Origin of the sequence: Pseudoalteromonas sp. (assembly GCF_018402495.1) — a bacterium.
In the GTDB taxonomy this organism is placed as follows: domain Bacteria; phylum Pseudomonadota; class Gammaproteobacteria; order Enterobacterales; family Alteromonadaceae; genus Pseudoalteromonas.
Genome location: NZ_JAGYIU010000003.1, coordinates 194,009 through 216,928 on the forward strand (window position 1 = coordinate 194,009; position 22,920 = coordinate 216,928).

22 protein-coding genes are annotated in these 22,920 nt (G+C 39.6%); 13 read left to right on the forward strand and 9 right to left on the reverse strand.

Annotation, left to right across the window (positions count from 1 at the left end; all coding sequences use genetic code 11):
- The first annotated feature begins 5 nt into the window (after positions 1-5).
- The 4 genes from KG708_RS10735 to KG708_RS10750 all read left to right on the forward strand — a co-directional run bounded on the left by KG708_RS10735 (position 6) and on the right by KG708_RS10750 (position 6,145).
- A complete protein-coding gene (locus KG708_RS10735) occupies positions 6-1,244 on the forward strand; it encodes a solute carrier family 23 protein (RefSeq protein WP_213609669.1) in 1,239 nt (412 codons plus the stop codon).
- A 146-nt stretch (positions 1,245-1,390) separates the two neighbouring features.
- Positions 1,391-3,133 (forward strand): HAD-IIB family hydrolase, encoded by a 1,743-nt coding sequence (locus KG708_RS10740; protein WP_213610208.1) that lies wholly within the window; start codon positions 1,391-1,393, stop codon positions 3,131-3,133.
- Positions 3,126-4,346 (forward strand): glycosyl transferase, encoded by a 1,221-nt coding sequence (locus KG708_RS10745; RefSeq protein WP_213609671.1) that lies wholly within the window; start codon positions 3,126-3,128, stop codon positions 4,344-4,346. The genes KG708_RS10740 and KG708_RS10745 overlap by 8 nt, the downstream gene beginning before the upstream one ends.
- A 20-nt stretch (positions 4,347-4,366) precedes the next feature.
- A complete protein-coding gene (locus KG708_RS10750) occupies positions 4,367-6,145 on the forward strand; it encodes an alpha-amylase family glycosyl hydrolase (RefSeq protein WP_213609673.1) in 1,779 nt (592 codons plus the stop codon).
- 52 nt (positions 6,146-6,197) lie between these two features.
- Here KG708_RS10750 and KG708_RS10755 read toward each other — a convergent pair whose 3' ends face one another.
- The gene (locus KG708_RS10755; protein WP_213609675.1) at positions 6,198-7,271 is read right to left on the reverse strand and encodes an ABC transporter substrate-binding protein; all 1,074 of its coding nucleotides are present in this window, start codon (positions 7,269-7,271) and stop codon (positions 6,198-6,200) included.
- A gap of 137 nt (positions 7,272-7,408) precedes the next feature.
- Between KG708_RS10755 and KG708_RS10760 the strand changes: the two genes are divergently transcribed.
- Entirely contained in the window at positions 7,409-7,798 is a 390-nt protein-coding gene (locus KG708_RS10760; protein WP_213609677.1) for a cytochrome b562, read from the forward strand.
- 9 nt (positions 7,799-7,807) lie between these two features.
- Positions 7,808-8,194, forward strand: coding sequence for an OsmC family protein (locus tag KG708_RS10765; protein WP_016899710.1), 387 nt, complete (start codon positions 7,808-7,810; stop codon positions 8,192-8,194).
- 70 nt (positions 8,195-8,264) lie between these two features.
- Here KG708_RS10765 and ykgO read toward each other — a convergent pair whose 3' ends face one another.
- Both ykgO and KG708_RS10775 read right to left on the reverse strand, forming a co-directional pair.
- Complete coding sequence (gene ykgO / locus KG708_RS10770) at positions 8,265-8,399, reverse strand: type B 50S ribosomal protein L36 (protein ID WP_004586489.1); 135 nt, start codon at positions 8,397-8,399, stop codon at positions 8,265-8,267.
- Positions 8,396-8,662, reverse strand: coding sequence for a type B 50S ribosomal protein L31 (locus tag KG708_RS10775; RefSeq protein WP_213609679.1), 267 nt, complete (start codon positions 8,660-8,662; stop codon positions 8,396-8,398). Before KG708_RS10775 ends, ykgO begins: the two co-directional genes overlap by 4 nt.
- A gap of 252 nt (positions 8,663-8,914) precedes the next feature.
- Between KG708_RS10775 and KG708_RS10780 the strand changes: the two genes are divergently transcribed.
- The 3 genes from KG708_RS10780 to KG708_RS10790 all read left to right on the forward strand — a co-directional run bounded on the left by KG708_RS10780 (position 8,915) and on the right by KG708_RS10790 (position 11,191).
- Positions 8,915-9,184 carry a hypothetical protein gene (locus tag KG708_RS10780; RefSeq protein WP_213609680.1) on the forward strand — a complete coding sequence of 90 codons (270 nt, stop codon included), beginning with the start codon at positions 8,915-8,917 and terminating at the stop codon, positions 9,182-9,184.
- 280 nt (positions 9,185-9,464) lie between these two features.
- On the forward strand, positions 9,465-10,271 hold the full coding sequence (locus tag KG708_RS10785) for an alpha/beta fold hydrolase (protein ID WP_213609682.1): 807 nt from the start codon (positions 9,465-9,467) through the stop codon (positions 10,269-10,271).
- Between the two features lie 5 nt (positions 10,272-10,276).
- Complete coding sequence (locus tag KG708_RS10790) at positions 10,277-11,191, forward strand: GGDEF domain-containing protein (RefSeq protein WP_213609684.1); 915 nt, start codon at positions 10,277-10,279, stop codon at positions 11,189-11,191.
- Between the two features lie 71 nt (positions 11,192-11,262).
- On the opposite strand, the gene KG708_RS10795 is transcribed toward KG708_RS10790, so the two are convergent.
- On the reverse strand, positions 11,263-12,300 hold the full coding sequence (locus KG708_RS10795) for a metal-dependent hydrolase (protein ID WP_213609686.1): 1,038 nt from the start codon (positions 12,298-12,300) through the stop codon (positions 11,263-11,265).
- A 377-nt stretch (positions 12,301-12,677) separates the two neighbouring features.
- Here KG708_RS10795 and dkgB point away from each other — a divergent pair, with 377 nt between their 5' ends.
- Both dkgB and KG708_RS10805 read left to right on the forward strand, forming a co-directional pair.
- Positions 12,678-13,493, forward strand: coding sequence for a 2,5-didehydrogluconate reductase DkgB (gene dkgB, locus KG708_RS10800; RefSeq protein WP_213609688.1), 816 nt, complete (start codon positions 12,678-12,680; stop codon positions 13,491-13,493).
- 66 nt (positions 13,494-13,559) lie between these two features.
- Positions 13,560-13,847, forward strand: coding sequence for a putative quinol monooxygenase (locus KG708_RS10805; protein WP_213609690.1), 288 nt, complete (start codon positions 13,560-13,562; stop codon positions 13,845-13,847).
- Between the two features lie 37 nt (positions 13,848-13,884).
- Here KG708_RS10805 and KG708_RS10810 read toward each other — a convergent pair whose 3' ends face one another.
- Complete coding sequence (locus KG708_RS10810; RefSeq protein WP_213609692.1) at positions 13,885-14,538, reverse strand: DUF6058 family natural product biosynthesis protein; 654 nt, start codon at positions 14,536-14,538, stop codon at positions 13,885-13,887.
- 172 nt (positions 14,539-14,710) lie between these two features.
- Here KG708_RS10810 and dapA point away from each other — a divergent pair, with 172 nt between their 5' ends.
- On the forward strand, positions 14,711-15,628 hold the full coding sequence (gene dapA, locus KG708_RS10815; protein ID WP_213609693.1) for a 4-hydroxy-tetrahydrodipicolinate synthase: 918 nt from the start codon (positions 14,711-14,713) through the stop codon (positions 15,626-15,628).
- A gap of 68 nt (positions 15,629-15,696) precedes the next feature.
- On the opposite strand, the gene KG708_RS10820 is transcribed toward dapA, so the two are convergent.
- Together KG708_RS10820 and KG708_RS10825 are read right to left on the reverse strand one after the other, a co-directional pair.
- On the reverse strand, positions 15,697-17,514 hold the full coding sequence (locus tag KG708_RS10820; protein ID WP_213609695.1) for a DUF4105 domain-containing protein: 1,818 nt from the start codon (positions 17,512-17,514) through the stop codon (positions 15,697-15,699).
- Positions 17,515-17,552: 38 nt separating this feature from the next.
- Entirely contained in the window at positions 17,553-18,020 is a 468-nt protein-coding gene (locus tag KG708_RS10825) for a DUF3015 family protein (protein ID WP_213609697.1), read from the reverse strand.
- A 307-nt stretch (positions 18,021-18,327) separates the two neighbouring features.
- On the opposite strand from KG708_RS10825, the gene KG708_RS10830 reads away from it, so the two are divergent.
- A complete protein-coding gene (locus tag KG708_RS10830) occupies positions 18,328-19,629 on the forward strand; it encodes a DEAD/DEAH box helicase (RefSeq protein WP_213609699.1) in 1,302 nt (433 codons plus the stop codon).
- A 30-nt stretch (positions 19,630-19,659) separates the two neighbouring features.
- Here KG708_RS10830 and KG708_RS10835 read toward each other — a convergent pair whose 3' ends face one another.
- Positions 19,660-21,165: an amidase family protein gene (locus tag KG708_RS10835; protein WP_213609701.1), complete on the reverse strand. Its 1,506-nt coding sequence runs from the start codon at positions 21,163-21,165 to the stop codon at positions 19,660-19,662.
- 92 nt (positions 21,166-21,257) lie between these two features.
- Positions 21,258-22,865 (reverse strand): NAD(P)/FAD-dependent oxidoreductase, encoded by a 1,608-nt coding sequence (locus tag KG708_RS10840; protein ID WP_213609703.1) that lies wholly within the window; start codon positions 22,863-22,865, stop codon positions 21,258-21,260.
- Positions 22,866-22,920: the final 55 nt, after the last annotated feature.

Genomic DNA, 22,920 nt, shown 5'->3' on the forward strand with positions numbered 1-22,920 from the left:
TAGCAGTGCAAAATAATTCTACGTTTTCAATAAAAACCATTTTAACCGGTGCCCAAATGCTATTTGTAGCGTTTGGTGCGCTGGTATTAGTGCCTATTTTAACCGGCCTCGATCCGAGTGTTGCCTTGTTTACCGCAGGTTTAGGTACTTTGTTGTTTCAATTTGTCACTAAAGGCCAAGTGCCCATTTTTTTAGCCTCGTCATTTGCGTTTATTGCACCTATTATTGCCTCAGTGCAAATGTGGGGCATACCCGCCACTATGGGCGGCTTAATGGCGGCCGGCTTTACTTATATGCTGTTAAGTTTATTAGTGAAGTTTAAAGGCACTACAACCTTACATAAAATTTTGCCGCCAATTGTGGTAGGCCCAGTGATTATGGTGATTGGCCTAGCGCTAGCGCCTGTGGCAGTGAATATGGCGATGGGTAAAAGTGGCGATGGCGGCACACAAATTATTGCCTACGACAGTGCCATTATTATTTCTATGCTCTCATTACTAGTCACTTTAGTGTTTGCCGTGTGGGGTAAGGGGGTATTTAAACTGATCCCTATTTTAGCCGGTGTTGTTGCCGGTTACACGCTATCGTTATTTATGGGCGTAGTACAGTTTGAAACAGTCAGTAATGCACAGTGGTTGGCAGTGCCTAACTTTGTACTGCCAGAGTTTAAATGGCAGGCTATTTTATTTATGGTGCCGGTGGCAATTGCGCCTGCTATTGAACACATTGGCGACATGATGGCAATTAGCCAAGTTACAAAAAAAGACTATTTGAAAAAACCAGGACTACATCGCACCTTATTTGGTGATGGTTTAGCCACGTCTGCTGCATCCTTATTTGGCGGCCCACCTAACACCACTTACTCAGAGGTAACTGGTGCGGTAATGCTTACTAAAAACTTTAACCCCAAAGTAATGATGTGGACTGCCATTATTGCGATATGTTTAGCCTTTGTAGCTAAAATGGGCGCGGGCTTGCAAACCATTCCGGTCCCTGTGATGGGCGGCATAATGATTTTATTATTTGGCTCTATTGCCGTTATTGGCTTAAATACATTGGTTAAATCGGGCGATGACTTAAGCGAACCTCGCAATTTAAGTATTGTGGCGCTTATTTTAATTTGCGGTATTGGTGGTATGCACATTGGTAGTAGCCAGTTTAGCCTTGAAGGTGTGAGCTTATGCGCTATTTTAGGCATAGTATTAAACTTAGTATTACCCAAAGCACAGAGCAACCAGAGTTAAATTTGCACTGTGGCTAAAAATATTGCACCAAAAAAGCGCATTTTAAATGCGCTTTTTTTTTAACCTACTAAAAAGTAACAATAAATAATATTGGTCTAGTAACTGCATTTCCTTAGTCATACCCTATAGTTGATTAAGGGATTGTTATATTGGAGGCCAATAGTGTGGATATAAATGCTTTTTTAGTAAAACATCAATTGCCGTTGAAATATCAATATATTAGTGAGCAGTATTTTTCTGTGATTGCTCAGGATATGTTAACCAGCAAAAAAAATGCGCCTTTACTTGTCGCGATTAATGGCTGCCAAGGTTCAGGAAAAACCACGCTTGGTGACTATTTAGTGACTTGGTTTGAGCAAAACACCCACCTAAATTGTGTCGCACTCTCTATTGATGACTTTTATTTATCAACCCAAAAGCGTCAGCAGTTAGCGCAAGATATACATTGTTTATTTGCCACCCGTGGAGTTCCAGGCACACATGATGTTGCCCTTATGGATAACACCATTAGTCGTTTATTAAATGCAGAAGTAAATGTACCGCTGCCGCGTTTTGACAAGCAACAAGATGAACCCGTAGCAAAAAATAAATGGTTAACTAATAGCCAGCCAGTCGATATTGTTATTTTAGAAGGGTGGTGTGTAGCCAGTGAACCACAGCAGCCTTTTACCTTAATTGAGCCTATTAATGAGCTAGAAAAATCATACGATCAGCAAGGTGCGTGGCGTCGCTGTATTAATAGCTGTTTAGCCAATGAGTATAAAGCTGTATTTAATAAAATTGACTATACAATAATGCTCAAAGCCCCGAGTTTTGATGATGTGTTTGCATGGCGACAAGAGCAAGAGCACAAGTTAATTGCTAAACACGGCCAAGGTGCGGGTACCATGACTGACGAGCAGCTACTGTGGTTTATTTCTCACTTTGAACGTATTACCCGAGAAAATTTAAATACCCTCAGTGCTAAAGCGAATGCATTAATAGAGCTTGATAGTCACCGTGATGTAGTCGCAATGCAGCTTACTAGCGACAATATTAGTCAACCCATTATTTTTACCGATTTAGATGGTACGTTATTAAATCATAACGACTACAGCACCGAAGCGGTCGACACTTTATTACAAGAGCTGCAATACAGCGGTGTGCCGGTGATATTTAACACCAGTAAAACGTTTAGTGAAGTGGTAGCACTGCAACAAGCACTCAATATTAAACAGCCTTTTATTGTTGAAAATGGCTCGGCTGTCTATATCCCTGAAAATTACTTTACCCTCAGACCCATTGGCTGCAGCGAATACCAAGGCTATTGGTGTTATTCATTTGCGGCACCCATTAGCAATTTATGGGCTGATTTAACACACCTAAAAAAAGATTACAGCGATCAATATAGTTTATTCAGTGAGTTATCGTGTGAGCAGGTAATGCACATCACTGGGTTAAACGCGATACAGGCGGCGCAAGCACAAAATCGTCAATATTCAGATCCGCTCTGCTGGCATGGCGAAGAGCACAAACTCAACGAATTTATAAACGCAATAACAGTGTACGGCTACGACGTTAAAGTAGGCGGGCGCTTTATTCATATTGGTAAAAATACCGATAAAAGCATGGCGCAACAATGGCTAGTGAAACAGTTTACTGCGCAGTTTACTAAGCCGCTAAGCATTATTGCGCTTGGGGATAGTGATAACGATAAGCAAATGCTCGAAGAGGCAGATATTGCCATTATTATTGCCAATCCAGAGAGTAAAAAGCCGGTTAAATTAACCCATAACAAAGCGCGTTATTCTCAGTTGCCAGCGCCGTTAGGCTGGGTAGAAGAAATCACTGCATTACCTTGTATTAACAGCATTTTACCCAATTTTGAGGAGTATAGTTTATATGGCTGATTTTTATCAAAATGGCATCATTACAACGTTACATAATATTGCCAACAGACCCGTAGACGATTTAGAAAAAGAGTTACTTGGTTTTAGTAAACAGCGACCCATGGGGCTTATATTGCCTTCATTATTCAGCGAGTTAGAAGGCCCCGCGCTACAAAATATTGTTAAAGAGCTGCAAAAAGTACCGTATTTATCGCAAATTACTATAGGGCTAGACAGAGCCGACGAAAGCCAATACCGTTATGCACTTAACTTTTTTAAAGCGCTTGATCAAAACCACAAAGTACTTTGGAACGACGGGCCACGCTTACAAGCGCTCGATAAAGAGCTTCAAGCCTTAGGTGTGGCGCCACGTGAGCTTGGTAAAGGGCGTAATGTGTGGTATTGCATGGGGTATAAACTAGCTACTGCGGAGGTTGAGTCAATAGCACTACATGATTGCGATATTTTAACTTATGACCGAGGCTTATTAGCGCGGTTAATATACCCTGTGGCACACCCTCGATTTAACTATGAGTTTTGTAAAGGCTTTTACCCGCGTACTGCTAATGGAAAAATAAATGGTCGAGTATCGCGGTTATTGGTTACTCCGTTATTACGTTCGTTTAAAACCATTTTAGGCAGCCGTGATTACCTTGAGTACATGGATTCGTTTCGCTACCCATTAGCCGGTGAGTTTTCATTTAGACGTGATGTATTAAACGATATTCGTATTCCTAGTGACTGGGGGTTAGAAATTGGCGTATTAAGTGAAATGTACCGTAATTATTCTCATAACCGATTATGCCAAGTCGATATTGCGGATAACTACGATCATAAACATCAGGCGTTATCGCTCGACGACCAAACTGCTGGCCTTTCTAAAATGTCGATTGATATCACCAAAGCACTATTTAGAAAGTTAGCAACGCAAGGGGTTACCTTTACCAGCGAAACCATTCGCTCATTAAAAGCCACATATTATCGCATTGGCTTAGACTTTATTGAAACCTATCATAATGATGCGTTAATGAACGGTTTAACCCTTGATATTCACCAAGAAGAAAAAGCCGTTGAAATGTTTGCGCAAAATATCATGAATGCCGGTCAGCACTTTTTAGAAAACCCAATGGAAGCCCCCTTTGTGCCGAGTTGGAACCGTGTAGCCTCGGCAATGCCTGACGTACTAGAGCGTTTAAAAGAAGCCGTAGAGCTAGATAACGAGCAATACAGTTAACATCATTAAACGAGGCGCCTGTGAATATAGTTAAAGAACAGTTTTTTCAACGAGTTGAACAACATTTACAAGCTATTTATCAAGGGGTTGAATTACCGATAGCAGTAAGCGAATTGACTGAAGAATTGATCACCTTAATTTTAGGTGATAACCCACTTCGCGATCCCACGCCACACACCAATCGCTGGGATGAGCAAGATGTTGTGTTAATTGCCTATGGCGATTCGATTATAAACCATGAAGACAGTGATTTAGCCGTAGGCACCCCTTTGGAGGCGCCTTTAAAAACCTTGCATCGCTTTATAAAAGAGCAGTGCGATCATCAGCTTAATGCACTGCACATTTTACCCTTTTATCCGTATAGCTCAGATGAAGGGTTTGCGGTAATGAACTATGCGCAAGTCAATGAAGCGCTGGGCGACTGGCAAGACATCAACGCGATTGCAAAAGATGTAAAACTGATGGCTGATTTAGTCATTAATCATTGCTCTAGTCGAAGTATTTGGTTTGAAAACTTTTTAACCGACACACACCCCGGAAAAGATTACTTTAAAACAGCCAGTTTAACTGACGATTTAAGCCAAGTCGTGCGCCCACGAACCTCGCCATTATTACATACGGTAGCCACAGCAAGCGGTGATAAGCATGTATGGTGTACATTTAGTCACGATCAAGTGGATTTTAATTTTGAAAACCCCGAAGTATTAAAAGAGTTTGTCGGCATTATTCGTCATTATTTAGACAACGGTATTTGCTTATTTCGCCTTGATGCTGTGGCCTTTTTATGGAAACAACTTAATACCAGTTGTATAAACTTACCGCAAACCCACGAAGTAGTGCGTTTATTACGAACGCTGATTGAGCATGCCGAGCCAAGTGTGGTGATCATCACCGAGACTAATATTCCCAATCAGGAGAACTTGTCTTACTTTGGTAATGCCAACGAAGCCCATGCAATTTACAACTTTGCCTTGCCGCCGCTGTTATTGCATACCTTACTCAGTGGTGATAGTACGGCGCTTAAGCATTGGATGATGAGTATGCCGCCTGCACAAAACGGCACTGCGTATTTTAATTTTATTGCTTCTCACGATGGCATTGGTTTAAGGTCAATTGAAGGCTTGCTGCAACCCAGTGAGGTTGCTTCTTTAGTCAGTACCACCATGCAATTTGGGGGACGCGTTTCAATGCGTACTAGTCACGATGGCACACATACCCCGTATGAGCTAAATATTGCCTTGTTTGATGCCTTACAAGGAACGCATAATGGCGCGGATAAATTTGGCCTTGAGCGCTTTTTATGTGCTCACGCCATTATGTTTGCAATGGAGGGGATCCCAGGGCTGTATATACATAGTTTACTTGGCACCACTAATGACTATGAACGCTTTGATAATTCGCAGCACAATCGCGCCATTAACCGTCATCGCTGGCAAGAGTCAAAATTATTAGCGGCAATTGCAGAAAAATATAGTCATCATCATCAAGTATTCAATGGAATAAAACAGTTATTAGCAGTGCGTAAAAGGCAAGCGGCATTTCATCCTAATGCAACACAGTTTACTTTGCATTTAGGAGAGGGGTTATTTGGTTTTTGGCGACAAAGCATTGACCGCCAGCAAAGTATTTTTTGTATTTATAATATCAGCAGTCAGCCACAAAGCTTAACTTTGGCCGATTTGAACTTAATAAATACACAGCAATGGCATGAGCTGCTCTCTAAAACAGTGCTGGATGAAGAGCTTAAAATTATGCAATTAGCACCGTATCAAACACTCTGGTTATCTAATAGATCATAAATAACGACGTTTAAAGTAATCAATGTAACTGTAAAGGGGCTTTACAGTTACATTACTCAAGCGCGAGTATTAAGTTCTCTATAGTAAATTCAACTTTGTCTGGGCGGGTTTTACTAAACTGCGAAAAGTCTATTTTTGCTAAGTTATTTGCACTAATTGCATTATATAAAGGTTTATTTGTATCGTTGAGTGGCTGAAAAATATTAACCCTAGTATGTTCAAGGGGCCAATGATTAGCATTTTTATGGTTGTCAAATAGGTTAACAATTGCATAAGCACCTAAAAATACATGGCCACCAATCGTTATATCAAGCGCTGAAATATTTTTAGGCTCAGAATCCCAGTTAATCCCTCCCACAATAACCTGCGATTGTTTGTTAAGTTGTGTTAATGCTCTTTTAGCACCAAACGCAATGGCATCATTTGCGCACCAAATAATGTTAATTTCAGGGGCTTTTTGCATATAGGCCATGGTTTTTGTGAAGCCTTCTTGCTCTGACCAATTTGCAACCTCTTCAGCGATTAACGTTACTTGCGGTGTTTGCGCTAAAAAATCCATTAAACCTTGGGTGCGCATAACAGCCGCAGGGGTTGTGTAATCACCTAATAATGCGAGAGTATGCGCTTGTGTCTTTTCGCTAACCCTATTGTAAAGTTCTTGCATTAATAGTTTGCCTGCAACACGATTATTGGGAATTATACTGCCGATCACATTGGTGCCATTTGTACGTAGCTTCTCGAGTGATGCTAAAGAAGGGCGATTTAATAAAAAATAAATAGGGACATTTTTACTGTCTATTTTAGATAGGTAATGACTGGTGACATTTTTTTCGTTTACTAATATCAAATAATCAGGCTTGTCGTTAATGGCCTGCTGAATCAGCTCTTTCATTAAAATATGATTTCGGTTGGCGTACTTTATATTTAATGTCACATCTAAATCAGTGGCAGCATTTTGCATAATTTTAGAAACATGAAACCAAAAATCACCGGTTTTATTGCTCTCAGCTTCAATGGAATTTGAAAAGCCAGGATTGATGAATATGATCTCTAAGGCATTAATACTGCAACTACTTAATAGCAGGCAGGTATAAGTTATCAGGCGGTACAATTTAAACAATGGCATATGTTTCTCTATAGATTTTATAAAGCTCGATTTTTTACCTTACTAACTAGCTCCTTGGTGACATCTAAGCGTTATGCTATATAATACCCCAGTAAGTTTAGCATGTATGCAGCAATTAATTTTTTTAGGATTTATGAATGAAAGCAGTTTTATTGTTAATAGTATTGCTCTTTAGTCAAACAGTTGCCGCTAATGACGTAAGTGATTTAGAAAAGACCATGAAAAGTATTGGGCTGGCTTATAAACAAAGTGTTGAAGCAACCCAGCTAGCAGAATTTAATAGTGCTATCGATCGATTTATTGAATTGATAGCGCAAGGTAAGCAAGCCAAATTTTATAAAGAAGCTGAGAAGTCGGTGCAAGGGCTCGATAAGGTCCTTGCTCAAGCCCAGTTGGCAAAAAAAGTAGCGAATGAGCAAGGACTCGAAGCTGCAAAACAACCACTTAAAGCGATTGATAATTTACGCAAAAAATATCACAAATTACATGAGCCTCCTGGCTTTTTTGAATTACTGTTTGGAAAATAAGGATTAGCAATGGAAATTTCAGTTTCAATGTTAGACGGTCAAAAGTTGAGTGCTAAGTTTGGTGAGCATGAAGTGATAAGCGATCAAAGCATCAATGCAGGTGGTGGGGCAGAGCACCCAGAACCGTTTGACTACTTTTTGGTAAGCATGGTTTTGTGCGCTGGTTTTTACGCTCGTAAGTTTTGTCAGCAAAGAGAGATCTCAACCGACGGCATGACGCTGACACAAAATAACGAGAATGTGGATGAAAACGGTAAAAAACGTTTTTCTATTGAAATTGGGTTGCCTGAAGGTTTCCCCGATAAATATAAAAAAGCACTTATTGCTGCTGTAAATACATGCACCGTGAAAAAGGTTATTCAGGCAGTGCCTGAGTTTTCTGTTGAAGTTAAATAAACAACTAAACAACTAAACACTCTTTAACAAAAATGCCGAGTAATAAACTCGGCATTATTATTTTATTCCACTATTTTTTCTTCATACCCTGTACGGCCTTAAATCTAGGGTTATCTTTACATATCACAAACACGCGCCCTTTACGCTTTACAATTTGACAACCTGGTCGTTGCTTTGCGCTTTTTAATGAACTTAATACTTTCATTTGCTTTCCTTTTTAGCAGTAGACAGATTTTTAAAACGACGATTAAATTGCGCAACGCGGCCATCAGATGCCAGCGTTTTTTGTTTGCCTGTATAAAATGGGTGTGAGTCAGATGAAACATCAATAGGTACATAGGGATATGTATTACCGTCAATTTCGATAGTGCGGTCGGTTTTGATGGTTGAACCTATAATGAAATATGAATCGGCTGCAGTATCATGAAAAGCAACCATATGGTAATCAGGGTGAATATTTGGTTTCATTAAATGTCTCCAATGTTATGTGATAATGTATCATTTAATTTATCGCATTTATTTTTCCTTTGCAAATCATTTTAAATAGCCTGACCTTTGGCTAAATAGTCTTTAACGCACCGTAATTGCAGCGTATTTGCACAATCTAGTCAAAAAATAAGCACTTAGATCAAAAGTACTGGCTATTAGTATTTAGGCTGCTATAAATAGATTCAACCAACATAATAATAAAAAGCTAATAACGAAAAATAGAGGTAGCTCATGAGTGACACTCAGCCACATCAAGACCAAATTGATCAACAAGTAATGGACACGCTCAGAGAACGCGATCATAGTGTATTGGCAAAACAAGTTGACTCACTCGCATGTTCTCATAACGATATCATTGAATTGCTTGCCCATTATTTAGCGTTGAGTGAACAAGATGATGATGAGTTATTTGATGACTGGTTTGATAATCTTTCAAAAGAACAGCATACGGTACTGAAAGTGTTTGAAGTTTATCGTGGACAGTATGAACATCAAAACTAACTTTTTGTATTAGGGTCTGTTCATTAGCTATTATGCTAACAATGGCTATACGATTGTAATTTGATGTTAAAAAGACAATGTTTTTATAGATAAGCGAAATAATTAATTACACTTATTCAATACAATAGTATGTACTTTGCCCCTTGATTATTTTTAAACTAACTAGTTGATGTTTATAGCTTTATAATAAGTTAAACTATATTTAGTGTTAAAGTAGTAGTTACGGCTCGTAGTTGAACTACCATTAATAAGTTGAAATAAGAAAGGGGTAAAACGTTACGTGCTAAATTCAAAAAAAATACTTAAACGAAATAACGTTAAAATAATTGGCAAGGGTGATAAAACCTTGGTGTTGGCTCACGGGTTTGGTTGTGACCAAAATATGTGGCGATTTATTATTCCAGCACTTGAACAACATTACACTATTATTTTATTTGATTACGTTGGCTCTGGTAGTTCAAATATTTCTCATTATAATAAAAAGCAGTATTCAACTCTTGAAGGGTATTCGCAAGACATTATTCAGGTATGCGATGCATTGCAACTTAGCGAGGTTGTATTTATAGGCCATTCGGTTAGCGGTACCATTGGTGCAATTGCAGCAATACAAAAGCCAGCGTTATTTTCTAAGCTGATTATGGTGTGCCCTTCACCATGTTTTTTAAATTTACCCCCTGATTATTTTGGCGGGTTTGATAAGGAAGATTTGCAAGAGCTATTAAGTCTTATGGATAAGAATTACATAGGTTGGGCCAATTATTTGGCCCCACTAGTCATAGGGACGGCTAATTCTGACGAACTTGTTGGTGAGCTTTCTGGAAGTTTTTGTTCCACCGATCCCATTATTGCAAAGAACTTTGCAGAGGCAACTTTTTTGTCGGATTACCGTGATCTGTTAAAGCAAATTAAACAGCCTTGTTTAATCCTACAAAGCGAAAATGATGAATTAGCCGCTGTTTCTGTGGGGGAGTTTATGGCAAATGAAATTACATTAAGTACGCTTAATATTATTAACGCGCAAGGACATTGTTTACATATGACACACCCTGAAATAGTCGGCAAATCAGTTATAGATTATGTGAATTGAGCGAAATGAAGCCTATTCAATTTAATGCTAAAAATGGCTGTGAATATTCAGCTGATTTCTTTCCATGTGGTGCATTAATAACTGATTCTTTAAATATAATAGTGTTTACTAATGCTTATTTAACAAACGAGCTGCGGTTTTTAAAAAGTGAACTTGTCGGTAAAAATATAGATAAGATTATAACTAAATCCTCAAGAATATTTTTCCAAACTTATATGCTTCCCATACTTTTACATGAAAAAAAATGTGAAGAGATGCAGTTAATTATGCTCAATGCCCAAGGCGAGCGTATGGCGGTTACCGTTAATGCCCAACGTGATGAAAAGGGCTATATATACTGGAGCTTTTTTAACGCGACTCAGCGAGATAAGCTTTACGACGAGCTGATTAAAACACGGGAAAAGTTAGAAGCGCAAACTGAACGCTTACAATCTTTAGCGTCTACCGATGAGTTAACCAATTTATTAAATAGAAGAGAGATGAATTGCCGCAGCGTGCTGTTACTCGAACAGGCTATGCGATCAAAGCAGTCGGTTGCATTATTAATTATCGATATTGATAATTTTAAAGTCGTTAATGATACCTTTGGGCATTTAGAAGGGGATCGAGTTTTAAAAGAGTTGGGGCAACGTCTTAAACATTTTGGTCGACAAACCGACCTTATTTCTCGTTACGGCGGTGAAGAGTTTTTAATTATGGTGCCAGATACAAATAAAGCAGATACTTTGTCATTTTGCCAAAGGCTGCATTTATTAATTGCTGAAATTAAAGTAGGTAATCGCCCAGTAACCGCCAGTATTGGGGCAAGTTTGAGTACTGCGAAAACGACGTTTACTGATTTATTTGCCCAAGCCGATAATGCGGTATATGAAGCCAAAGAGCGCGGAAAAAACAGAACCCAGCTATACGATGAACCCTAACTAAATAGAGGTAAACTCAACAAGGTATTGAGTTGAGTTTACTCAAAAGATGACAGCTACAGTTGGTATTATTACTCTACACAATTGTTTTTTGCTAATGGTGATGCCAATACGGTATCGGGGTGCCAAATTCTATCCCATATTTTAGATAGGTTGTTTAAGTTGGGTCTTTGACTTATTTTTTCAAAATTACCGACACTGATTGCTGAGCCATCTTTCTGACCGACAACAAAATTAAACACATAGGCACACTCCATGCCCATGCGTAAATCAGAGAGAATAGCTTTGTCTTGCTGCTCGCGAACGGAATAAAACCCTTTTGTAAACCACTGCAAGCGTTTAACACCCCATTCATTTTTAATCTCGTTTAGTAAAGAAGGGGTTGTTTGGTATGCATTTAAGGTAACCTCGTTGGGTGTATCAAACACCGATGCATAGCCTTCATAATACTTCCCATCCGACATAACAACCACCCGCCAAAGTAAAGTAGTAAACGGTGCTGGTGTGCTAATGTATTCATTGACTGTGATATCTCTGCTTTGAAGTGCAGTATTCACTTTATCGTCAATAACAACTTTAAGAATAAGCGAACAACATAAATAGAGCGTACTTACTGTGAGCGTAATTGCGTTAATTTTGTAGGCGGTTGGGGCGGTTATTTTTGGTATTAAAGTGCTTATAACCCCTACTAATAGTGGTAACGTGTAGAGGGGATCAATAATAAACATATTTGAAATTGCAAACGGATGCTCTGTAAGTGGCCACATTAATTGCGTACCGTACACAGTGAGTGCATCCAATAATGCATGGGTTGATAAACATAAAAACACTAACCAAAACCAGCGGGTTTTATATGCTTGCATACCAGTGTGTATTTTTAAAATTAGCCAAACAATCAAAGGGCTAATTAACAAGTGCACAAAAAAAGAATGACTAAAGCCACGGTGATAAGTAAATGCTTCAACACTGCCGCCATAGGGTAAAAATACATCTAAATCGGGCAAAGTGCCTAAAATAGCGCCCCACAACACCGCCTTACGGCCCACTTTGTTACCTAATACTGCGTAGCCTACTGCGCTACCTAGTGCAACTTGTGTTAAAGAATCCATATCTGCCTATACCTTACTATTTCTGTACCTTACTATTTCTCTAAAGTCTTTATACTGCTTTTTTATGTAAAACCTTCAAAAGTATCAGCTATTTTATGGAAAATGTAGCAATGCGGATACAAACCGTAGTTATTTTAACAGCGTATGCATTGGCACTCATAGCCAGCTGCTGCGTTAATTATTAAGTATTCTTCAGATTCAGCCTAAATAAAGCCGGACTCATATAGGTTAGTTAAGTCTTGAAATAAAAATGAATGGCCTCAGTGTTTATATGAGGTCAAAATTTTAAATCAAAAAAGTAATCGGTGTATTTAGTAAACGCGACTAGTAAACGCGACGTTTGAATTTTAAACCAATTATTTAATAAGGATAAAGCTATGACACAACGTGTAATTGAAATGCCAGACTTAGGTATAGGTACTTTTCGTTTAGAAGGTAAAACGGCTTATGAATCCGTAAAAATGGCGTTAGAAGTCGGATTTCGTCATATTGATACCGCGCAAATTTATGGTAACGAAGAGCAAGTTGGCCGAGCTATTAAAGACAGTAATATCCCCAAAGATGAGTTATTTATTACTACCAAAGTATGGAACAATAAACTCAATAAAAACGACTTTATCGCAAGTGTAGAAAAGTCATTAGAAAAGTTACAAGTTGACTCGGTTGATTTATTGCTAGTTCACTGGCCTGCACCATCAAACAATGAGCCTATGAGCGAATACCTGACTGAGCTACTAAAAGCTAAAAAGTTAGGGTTAACTAAACATATAGGTGTATCAAACTTCACTATTGCGAACTTAAAAGAAGCGATGCAAACGTTAGACTCGCGTGAAATATTTACTAACCAAGTAGAAGTGCATCCCTATTTAACCAATACTAAACTTCGCGCTTTTTGTGCTCAACATGACATACATGTAACAGCCTATATGCCGTTTGTGGTTGGTAAAGTGTTAAACGATCAAACTATTATAGATATTGCCAATAAACACGATGCAACGCCAGCGCAAGTGGTTATTGCATGGGAAAATGCGAACGGCATGACCACAATTCCATCATCGACCAAGCGTAAAAACTTAGAAGATAACTTTAACGACAAAGTTAAACTTGATGATGAAGATATAGCGCGAATTGATGGCCTTGATTGCAACGACCGCCAAGCAACGCCTGACTTTGCACCACAGTGGGATCAATAACCAAAAAGCCAAAACCAAAACAGGTGCAGTTGAGCTGCACCTTTATTTTTGAAACAAGGAACACCCATGTTAACGGTAATTGCTACACTATCGAGTGAAAATAGGGATGCAGAGCGTCTATTAACCGAGCTCGAAAACTTACAACAGTCCTCGCGCCAAGAAGTAGGCTGCCTGCGTTACGAGCTATCAGTTAAAAGTGAGGCTGAGCAAACCACCTATTTAGTGAGTGAACAATGGGCGTCTAATGAGCATTTTGAAGCCCATAAAAACGCACCACACTTTAAAGCTTTTGGTGATGCAGTAGGTGCATTTATTAATTCTATTAATATTGATGTGTATAAAACCATTGGTTAAATGACACCCAGTTAATAGCAAAACAGGAGCTGTAACTTTATTTAATCGACAAATCGTATTTTAAAATAAGAGCATCAATATAGCGGCTACGTAATGTGAGTTGCTTTTCGTGATCGGCGCCATGGCTGAGGGCTTTATTTAGAAGCTTCATGGCAGGGTGAATACGGGTGCGTTCATCTTTATCTAAGCTGGCTTTGCTGCGCAGTTCGGTTATGTCGTCTACTAATAATCTGCCAATATCCACAGCCACAATTTCATCAATTAGGCCATTTTGGGTAAGCACCCCATATTTGCTGCATAAAAATTGTTGCCAAACTTGCTGTAAATGCTCTTCTATTTCACAGCCAAACAGTTCTTCGTTAAATATAAAGCCGTGCTGTGCAAGCTTAGCCAAGCATTGGGTATAGTACTGGGCAAACAGATTAAAAGCTTGGTTAGATGACTCAATTTTTTGTTTAACTAATCCTTGCCCCCAATTTACACAACCTCGGGGATAATAATCGTCGTATTCTTCACATTCATATAACCCTGAATAAGAGCTGCAGCTCATCTGATTTTTAATGCAATAACTTGGCTTAGGGAAAATGCTCTGTGCTTGCCAATTTTCAAGAGTTTCAGTGTCTATGTTGAGTGCTTGGCATAACTCATCAGTGTGATAAAAGTGAGTGCTTAAATAGTCAGATAAACGCATAGTGGCTCGCTTAATAGTAAAAAACAAAATACTGTTCATTTATACAGTTATTTATTTTGTATCATCAAACTCAATAACACAAGCCATTTTATAATTAAATACTGGCTATCACTGCAAATAGCGCGGTAAATATGGTACAAATAGGCCAAGTATTAATAACAATGATTTTTTTATGCGCACCCTAGAACAAATTAAACAAGCAAGCCTTATTACTGCAATTAAAACACCTTACTTAGCCAATGGTGAGATCGATCTTGCAAAGTATGATGAACTCGTTGAAATACAAATTGCAGCGGGTGTTGACGGTATAGTCGTTGGTGGCACAACCGGTGAAGGCCAGTTAATGAACTGGGAAGAGCATTTAATGCTAATCGCGCACAGTGCCAACAAATTTGGCGATAAATTACTGATTATAGGTAACACCGGTAGTAACAATACGCGCGAAGCCATTAAAGCAACAAAATATGGCTTTGCCAGCGGCATGCATGCCTCATTGCAAATTAACCCTTACTACGGGCGCACCTCTATTGCAGGTGTTAAAGAGCACTTTAAACGTGTGCTTGATATTGGTCCGGCGTTTATTTACAACGTAGCAGGGCGCACAGGCCAAGACCTCACCCCTGATATTATTGAACCACTGGCCCAGCATGAGCATTTTATTGGTGTTAAAGAATGTGGTGGCAATGAGCGTATAGCGCACTATGAACAACAAGGTATTGCGTGTTGGTCTGGTAATGATGACGAAGCACACGATGCACGTCATATCCATAATGCACATGGGGTTATTTCAGTTACGTCTAACCTGATCCCGGGTTTGTTCCGTCAATTAATGGATAGCAAAAATGATGCGCTTAATAATTCATTACAACCATTAATGAACTGGCTGTTTTGCGAGCCAAACCCAATTGCCATTAACACCGCGATGATCATGACAGGCGCGGTTAACCCAGTGTTTAGAATGCCTTATGTGCCGCTTAGCGATGAGCAACAGCAACAAGGTGAAACGCTAATTAATCAGCTTAATGAGCAAGATTTTGTCGGTAGTCGAGCGCAGTGTGTTGATATTAGTAAAGTTTTGATTTTATCTTAAATCCTTAAATCCTTTATTAGACACGTTTTTAAAGCAGCCTACTGTAAACTCAGAGGCTGCTTTTTATATCACTGCCAATAGTAGTTGAGTTTAAGCTGCCACATAGCTGAATTGGCATGTGTTACCGCTAATCTAATATCAATATCTTGGCTTATAGGCACTGCCAGTTCTAGTTTGGTTTGCGCTGGGTTTTTAGCATTTAAGAATGACTTTTCATAGGATGCTCTTAATTTTATACCTGAGCCAGTGCCGGTAATGATCCCCACCTCTACCGACGAATCATAAAAGTGGCTATTTTTAGCTAAATCACCCAAGTAACCATTAACTAAGCTATAGGCTAAGGTGTTGTTGCTAAATTGCCAAGCTTGTCCGGCTCCCCCCATAACATAACTACGTTTACAGGTTCTGCACAGTGCTGGTTGTCTGTCGAATCCCACATTGATTTTCCATGACCACTTAGATTCATTAGCCCAAGAGAATTGGTTTGGATTGAATGACTCCAAATCTAATAAATGAATTTTATTTATGTAAGTTTGGCCATCTGTAAACATCAGTTCGGTATCCAACATTTCTAAATTAGAAAATGGGATGCGGGCAATATCAGAGGCAAGGGAATCAAAATAACTCAACCTAAAACCCATAGTGTACTGTGTTTGCTCAGCCGTATGTATCGTAGAAACTGAGCTATTAGAGGGCTTTTGTCCTTTATGCGGTGGCTGTTGAGTAAATTGAAATTTAACTTTGTTTTCGCCTATCGGCAGCTTTAAGCGTGCTTTAATAAGTGCATTTTTTAACTCACTTATTTTTATCGGGGTTTGCTTTTGAATTTGTTTCACTTGTACAAGTTCGAATAAAGCGCCAATGATGGCTTTTTGAGACTGTATAGGCAAAGCTAAAAACGCTTCGCTTTTGAGTACTGCTGATTCGGCAAAGATTTGTTTAGCAAAGCTGAGCTCTTTTTCACTTAAAGATTGAACATGCTTGGCAAATAAAGTGTCGCGCGAGGGTGTAAAGGTGATCTTTTTAACCGCCGATTGGCCTTGGTAAGTCGCCGTGTTTAACCTTGAAAAAATAGTGGCTGGCATTACCCAAGGTGGGCTTGATTTGGTTAACTGATCGCCAATAATCAGCTCAATAATTTGTGCAAGATGAAATGCACAGTTTTCATCGGCAAAGTAATAATCAAATTCAGTGCCTAAAATTTCCCATAAATGATTAGCAATAAAAGCCACGTCGCGCTCGTTTAAGTTGAGGGTATATTCCCATAAATCTCTTAATTCTATTTCGCCATAGTTGTGCTGGTGGCGATAAAACAATTGATCTGAAAAACCGGCTTTATAGCCACCAAATAAGCCCTTGAGAATATACATCAAGCCGTTTTCATTGTTTGGAACATGTGCGCCATAGTTAATACTGTAATCTAACAGCTTGTTTTTTAATTCGGTTGAGCGGTTAAGCTTAAGTAATAAATGACCATATAACGATGCGGGGTTACTCATATAACCAGAAGCAAATACTAAACTAACAGAGTGAATTGCTTGCTGCTCTCGCCATTGCTGTAATTTTGGGCACTCTGCAGCCGGCATTAAAAAGGTTAAACCTTGCTCTTTGAGCCATTGGTAACGAGCAGGGTAGCGACATGGCATTGAGGGCTCGGTATTAAAAGCGTGGATTGTTGCTTTTAATTCGGCAACTGGATCAGCATGTCCGTTATCTGCAATAAAAAATGATGCGTTAGTAATATAACTGATGGTGGTTGATTGGTTTTTGTAGTGCCCTAATTTCAACCATATAGGGTGCTTAGCTAAAACAGAGACAGATTGCGTGGCAGAACTTGAAAAAGAGATGAATAAAAAAGTGCTAATTAAATAAAATAGAGGTTTCATTGTTTAACCAAAAAAAGGGCTGCTAAGCCCTTTAATTATTAGATTGCAGCACATTGAGATGAAAAGTTAGTCGTAATTTTACCTTCAACTAATTCATAAAATGATTGGGCATTATCTATTGGTGCGTTTGCATAATCGTTACGTACCGAAGTAATAATTTGCTGATGAGAAGTTACATCACAACCACGCACGTTAAGCATTGCAGAAATATACTCGCCTTCACCTTGTGCTATTTCTTGTTCTAACACAGGGAAAGTTTGTTGAATAAATTGCGCGGTTTTTACGTTAGCACCTTTACAGCTTTCTACTGAAGAAATGTTAGACGACACCGCAGTTGTTCCTAAATCCCAAATAATATTTGAAATTGCTGCCGCAACACCATTATCTGGGAAAACCATTGCGCCAAGACCACATTGTTGCCATGGATTGATACCACTATTTGCTTGTGACGGCATTGAAACAAACGCGCTTGCTAATACCGCAGCAGTTAAACATCTTTTTATCATTATTAATTTCCTTTAATTTACATAATACCCCACAAAATGGGCGCGCAATAATACCTGCTTTTTTTATTTAAATGCAAACAGTTATGTAACACAATGTAAACCAATGGTGTAAAGTGTATAAAACTGTAATAAACAGGTGAGCGATGGCGATTAAGCATTGGAATTAAAGCTAGTAAATATTACTAAAGCGCTACCTACCAATCCTGCATTTATAAATTAGCGGTTTTTGGTGTTTAAAACTAACTGTTTTAGCGATTTTACTGTATAATTTGCGACCCTTGATAATGTGGCCGCAGGTTATACAGCAATGAATTTTAAATCTTTTAGTTTTGCCCCTGAACTGATTCAGGCGTTAGACGAACTTAATTACCACACCCTTACGCCCATTCAGCGCGCAGCTATTCCGGCTGTTCGTAAAGGTAAAGACGTTTTAGCAAGTGCACAAACTGGTACAGGTAAAACTGCTGCCTTTGCATTACCCATTATTCAAAAATTATTTGAGTCAGACTGCAGTACTAACAATGCGCCAAGCGCTTTAGTTCTTGCGCCTACGCGTGAGCTTGCAGAGCAAATAGCGAATAACTTTAAAGACTTCGCTAAGTACACTTCGCTAAAAGTAGTGAGTTTATTTGGTGGTGTTAATACCGCAGGACAAGAAATTGCACTTAAAGAAGGTGTGGATGTTGTAGTAGCAACACCAGGGCGTTTACTTGATCATATTCGCTTAGGTAACTTAAGCCTTGCTCAAGTAAAACACTTAGTGCTTGATGAAGCTGACCGTATGCTCGATATGGGCTTTATTAATGATATGCAAAGCGTGATAAAAAGCTGTGCTGATGAGCGTCAAATCTTATTGTTTTCAGCAACTTTCCCAGCAGCAATTAAACAATTTGCCTCTAAAGTGTTAAAGCAACCTGAAATTGTCCGTGTTGATCAAACTAACAGCACCGCAAGCACTGTACAGCACGTGGTTTACCCGGTAGAAGAGCGCCGTAAGCAAGAGTTACTTTCTGAGCTAATTGGTAAGAAAAACTGGCAGCAAGTGCTGGTGTTTGTAAACATGAAAGAAACCGCAGATGAGCTAGTCACTGAGCTTAACCTTGACGGTATCCCAGCGGCAGTGTGTCATGGTGATAAATCGCAGGGTAACCGTCGTCGTGCGTTGCGTGAATTTAAAGAAGGCAAAGTACGCGTTCTAGTTGCAACAGAAGTTGCAGCACGTGGTATTGATATTGACGGTTTACCGCGCGTTATTAATATTGATTTACCTTGGCTTGCTGAAGATTACGTACACCGTATTGGCCGTACAGGTCGTGCTGGTAACCAAGGGCAAGCAATTTCGTTTGTTAGCCGCGAAGAAGAAAACATGTTGTTTGAAATTGAAACCTTAATTGGTCAAAAAATTAAACGTGTTTACTTAGAAGGTTACGAAGTAAGTAATCGTGAAATGCTGATTGATAAAATTGGTAAAAAGCCAGCGCATTTACGCCGTACCCGTGCTAATAAGCCATCAGGCCAAGCTACCGGTGAAGCGAGAGCGAAAAACCGTTCGCGTATTTCTAATGTACGTAAAAGCTTAAAAGGCGAAAAGCTGTCACTTAAAAAGTAAGACAGCTAAGCCATTAAAAAAAGCCTGAGTTTACTCAGGTTTTTTTATGCCTAATACATTATCGATAATAGCAGCGTACGCATAAGCAGCCGCTTCAGCATTTTGATTAGCAATAACCGACAACCCAACCGGTAAGTGGCTTACTTTACCTACTGGCAAAGTGATGTGGGTTGTTCCTGCAATGGCAGGCAATGAACTACTACTGCCTTTAAAGTTATCACCGTTAATTAAATCGGTTTTCCACGCGGGCGAAACGGTGGGGGCAATCACAATATCTAGCTGATTATTGCGGTATAAATTGCTAATAGCGCGGTTTGCTAGTGCGCGATAACGCGCCTTGGTTTTTTGATATTGTTGTTTTTTACTCAAATCGACCGCGTTAGCTTGTTGTAAAATATCTTGCTCAAAGTAGAGCATTTCTTGCTGTTTATTTGCGGTATTAAATGCGATTAAATCGTCTAAACTTTTTACGGTTACCTGTGCTGGTGTTTGGCTTAAATAGTGATTAATTTCGGCTTTAAAGTCGTAAAGTAGGATGGCGTATTCATCAACGTAAAGTGTGCTTAAGTCATCTTTTACTTCAACATTGACAACGGTATGACCTGCCTCTTTTAATGTTTGTAACTGCTTAGCGTAAAGCTTTTGTGTTGCCACAGTAAACTTATTGGCTCGAAGCGCGCCTATCCTCAGTGACGATTTAACCGCTATGCTATCAAGCGTTCTATTTACGCTGAGTGTCGATACATCGTCTGAGTCTTCACCTTGAATGACTGATAATACCGCGAGTGCATCTTTTAAAGAATGTGCCATTGGGCCTACCGAATCTTGGCTACTAGAAAGTGGCACCACGCCTGCGCGCGAAACTTGTCCCATACTGGGTTTAATGGCGTACACCCCATTAACAGAAGCTGGGCAGGTAATTGAACCATCGGTTTCAGTGCCAAGCGCAATAGGCGCAAAATTTAAAGCAACCGCTACTGCAGAGCCCGAGCTTGAACCACACGGATTACGAGTTACATCATGGGCGTTATGGGTTTGCCCACCTATTGCACTCCAGCCAGATGACGAATATGATGAGCGAAAATTTGCCCATTCACTTAAGTTCGCTTTGCCTAAAATAATAGCGCCTGCTTGGCGTAATTGTTTAACCACAAAGGCATCGTTATTAGTAATGTTATTTTTAAGTGCTAATGAGCCCGCCGTGGTAGGTAATGTACCTGTTGTTTCAATGTTATCTTTTAGTAATACCGCTATACCATGTAAAGGGCCTGCCCATTTTCCGGCTTTAAACAGAGCATCGAGTTGTTTGGCTTGTTCAATTGCAGTGGGCTCAATACTAATTACCGCATTATATTTAGGATTGAGCGCGTTTATTCTGTCGATATAAGTGCGGGTAAGCTGTTCAGCCGTGGTGGTGTTATTTTTATAGGCATTGTGAATGTCACTTATAGTTTTAAGCTCTGTAATGTTATCCGCTGCGTGTAAGTTAGTTATTGTACAAACACATAATGTTAAAAGTAGCCGTTTTATACTCATTGTTATTATCTATTTTATGGAAACACAGGTTATTTTTAGCACAAAAAAACCTCACATTGTGAGGTTTTTCGATAAAGGTCGATTAAATCGAGTTAGGCGTTTTCTAGCATCGATAACGCAACCGCCTCTGCGGCTTTAATACCATCAATACCCGCTGATAAAATACCACCCGCATAACCCGCGCCTTCACCTGCAGGGTAAAGCCCTTTAGTATTAATACTTTGGAAGGTTTTATCGCGCTTGATACTTATTGGTGATGAAGTACGCGTTTCTACCCCAGTGAGTAAGCCATCATTAGTTGAAAAACCACGAATTTGCTTGTTAAAGGCTGGAATTGCTTCACGCAAGGCTTCAATCGCAAAAGGAGGTAATACGTTGCTCAAATCAGTCAGTTTTATGCCCGGCGTATACGAAGGCTGTACATCGCCTAAATTAGCCGATGATTTACCTTTTAAAAAGTCGCCAATAAGCTGTGCAGGGGCATCGTAGTTTTTACCACCAAGTTCATAGGCTTGCTCTTCTAGTTTACGCTGTAAATCAATGCCGGCTAGGGGATGCCCAGGGAAGTCTTTTTCTGGCGAAATACCCACTACAATGGCGCTGTTAGCATTACGTTCACTACGTGAATATTGGCTCATACCATTGGTGACCACGCGGCCTTCTTCAGAAGTAGCAGCAACCACCGTGCCGCCAGGGCACATACAAAAGCTATATACAGTACGGCCGTTATTACAATGGTGTACTAATTTGTAATCTGCAGAGCCTAAAATAGGGTTACCCGCATTATCGCCAAAGCGGCATTCATCAATCATTGATTGCTTATGTTCTATTCTAAAGCCCACTGAAAAGGGTTTAGCTTCAACATAAATGCCTTTATCGTGGATCATTTTAAACGTATCGCGGGCACTGTGGCCAACCGCTAATATCACATGGCGAGTTTCAAGCTGTTCACCATTAGAAAGCGTAAGCCCAGTCACTTGGCCGTTGTCTAAATGGATATCGTCAACGCGGGTGCTAAAACGAATTTCTCCACCAAGTTCAATAATACGTGCACGCATTTTTTCAATCATGGTTACCAGTTTAAAGGTACCAATATGCGGCTTACTCACGTATAAAATTTCTTCAGGAGCGCCGGCCTCTACAAATTCAGTGATCACTTTACGACCATAATGTTTAGGGTCTTTTACTTGGCTGTAGAGCTTACCGTCTGAGAACGTGCCTGCGCCACCTTCACCAAACTGTACGTTTGATTCTGTATTGAGGGCTTTTTTACGCCAAAAGCCAAAGGTGTCTTTGGTGCGTTCACGTACTTCTTTGCCACGCTCTAAAATAATAGGGTTAAAGCCCATTTGTGCCAGCACTAAACCGGCAAATAAGCCACAAGGGCCAAAGCCAATTACCACAGGGCGCTCTTTAATGCTGCTATTAGCGTGTGCTACAAATTTGTAGTTGGTGTCAGGGGAGACTTTAACGTGTTGGTCTTTTTCAAACGAGGTTAACAGTTGTGCTTCGTTATCTACCTCAATATCAAGCGTATAAATCAGTAAAATGGCGCTTTTTTTACGTGCATCGTAACCGCGTTTAAACACATTGTAGCTGTGTAGCTGCTCTGGGCTTATATTTAATTTATTGATGATGGCTTGGCCAATGGCATTTTCGTCATGGTCAAGTGGCAGCTTTATTTCGGTTAAACGTATCATTAATATCTCTTTAGGTGTCATAGCGGGAATTAAATTCCGCTCACAATAAGGGGGA

Coding starts and splice junctions, on each gene's coding strand:
- KG708_RS10745 (WP_213609671.1), top strand. CDS start 3,126: ATGGCTGATTTTTATCAAAATGGCATCATTACAACGTTACATAATATT.
- KG708_RS10755 (WP_213609675.1), bottom strand. CDS start 7,271: ATGCCATTGTTTAAATTGTACCGCCTGATAACTTATACCTGCCTGCTA.
- KG708_RS10760 (WP_213609677.1), top strand. CDS start 7,409: ATGAAAGCAGTTTTATTGTTAATAGTATTGCTCTTTAGTCAAACAGTT.
- KG708_RS10765 (WP_016899710.1), top strand. CDS start 7,808: ATGGAAATTTCAGTTTCAATGTTAGACGGTCAAAAGTTGAGTGCTAAG.
- ykgO (WP_004586489.1), bottom strand. CDS start 8,399: ATGAAAGTATTAAGTTCATTAAAAAGCGCAAAGCAACGACCAGGTTGT.
- KG708_RS10775 (WP_213609679.1), bottom strand. CDS start 8,662: ATGAAACCAAATATTCACCCTGATTACCATATGGTTGCTTTTCATGAT.
- KG708_RS10780 (WP_213609680.1), top strand. CDS start 8,915: ATGAGTGACACTCAGCCACATCAAGACCAAATTGATCAACAAGTAATG.
- KG708_RS10790 (WP_213609684.1), top strand. CDS start 10,277: ATGAAGCCTATTCAATTTAATGCTAAAAATGGCTGTGAATATTCAGCT.
- KG708_RS10795 (WP_213609686.1), bottom strand. CDS start 12,300: ATGGATTCTTTAACACAAGTTGCACTAGGTAGCGCAGTAGGCTACGCA.
- dkgB (WP_213609688.1), top strand. CDS start 12,678: ATGACACAACGTGTAATTGAAATGCCAGACTTAGGTATAGGTACTTTT.
- KG708_RS10805 (WP_213609690.1), top strand. CDS start 13,560: ATGTTAACGGTAATTGCTACACTATCGAGTGAAAATAGGGATGCAGAG.
- KG708_RS10810 (WP_213609692.1), bottom strand. CDS start 14,538: ATGCGTTTATCTGACTATTTAAGCACTCACTTTTATCACACTGATGAG.
- dapA (WP_213609693.1), top strand. CDS start 14,711: ATGCGCACCCTAGAACAAATTAAACAAGCAAGCCTTATTACTGCAATT.
- KG708_RS10820 (WP_213609695.1), bottom strand. CDS start 17,514: ATGAAACCTCTATTTTATTTAATTAGCACTTTTTTATTCATCTCTTTT.
- KG708_RS10825 (WP_213609697.1), bottom strand. CDS start 18,020: ATGATAAAAAGATGTTTAACTGCTGCGGTATTAGCAAGCGCGTTTGTT.
- KG708_RS10830 (WP_213609699.1), top strand. CDS start 18,328: ATGAATTTTAAATCTTTTAGTTTTGCCCCTGAACTGATTCAGGCGTTA.
- KG708_RS10835 (WP_213609701.1), bottom strand. CDS start 21,165: ATGAGTATAAAACGGCTACTTTTAACATTATGTGTTTGTACAATAACT.
- KG708_RS10840 (WP_213609703.1), bottom strand. CDS start 22,865: ATGATACGTTTAACCGAAATAAAGCTGCCACTTGACCATGACGAAAAT.